This is a genomic window from Phenylobacterium sp. (assembly GCF_030654915.1).
Lineage (GTDB): Bacteria > Pseudomonadota > Alphaproteobacteria > Caulobacterales > Caulobacteraceae > Phenylobacterium.
Map to the genome: position 1 here is coordinate 1 of NZ_JAURWM010000172.1, position 1,024 is coordinate 1,024.

1 protein-coding gene is annotated in these 1,024 nt (G+C 57.8%); it reads right to left on the reverse strand.

From position 1 onward, the window contains the following. Window positions 1-338: 338 nt before the first annotated feature. The coding region (locus Q7T84_RS08915; RefSeq protein ID WP_304807891.1) for an SDR family NAD(P)-dependent oxidoreductase at window positions 339-1,024 on the reverse strand (686 nt) is incomplete at its 5' end.

Genomic DNA, 1,024 nt, shown 5'->3' on the forward strand with positions numbered 1-1,024 from the left:
TAATGGCACCAACTCCAGCGCTGATCAAATATAAATAATGCAGAAATCTAGTCTATAAGCCCTGATCCGGGGTGATGGAACATCGACGCTACCATTCTATCGGCAATTCCGCACCGGAATACTGGGAACATGTGGCCCTTCCGCCCTCGCAAAGCTACAGTATTGAAAAATACATCGCTGATGGTTGTGCGCTCGGGCGGCGAATGCCGAGTCCTAGAGGGATTTTCTTTCACTATCTGCATCGAGCCATTCGGTGGCCCGCCGCTCTTCGTGTTCGATTGCTGTTGGGAACCAGCGGACCTAAATCGGCGGTCCGCCTTGCCGGGTCGGGAACCGCCTCAACCGCCAATCGCATCCGGCTGCCTCGACTTGCTGATGAGGCCCCTAACGATCGGACCGAGTTCGTTCGGGTCGAAACGGCGCATCGGATTTATCGCGGGACCGCGATGCCACCGTTCGAAGACCGTCAGTCGGCCCCCCGTTGATTCGAATACCTGGCCGGTCACGTCTTTCGACTCGCTGCTCCCGAGCCAGACGACGATCGGTGCGATATTGGCCGGATCACGAGGGTTCCACTCACCGGCGGGCACATCGACGCCATAGCCGAGATCTTCGGTCATCCGGGTAAGGGCCCCCGGCGAGATCGCGTTCACCGTGACGCCGTAGCGTGCGAGCTCCATCGCCGAAGTAATCGTAAAGGCGGCGATGCCCGCCTTTGCCGCACCATAGTTGCATTGGCCCTGATTGCCGAGTAACCCAGAAACAGAGGTAGTATTAATGATCCGAGCGTCGATCGGATTGCCTTCCTTAGCACGCGCTCGCCAATAGTCAGCTGCGTGGCGAGCTGGACAAAACGTGCCGCGGAGATGAACCTTGATGACCGCATCCCATTCATCGATCTCCATATTGGCAAGCATGCGATCGCGCAAAATGCCGGCATTGCTCACGAGAACATCGAGGCCGCCAAAAGTCGCGGTCGCCTGATCGATCATCCGTTTGGCGCCTTCCCAGTCCGACACGTCGT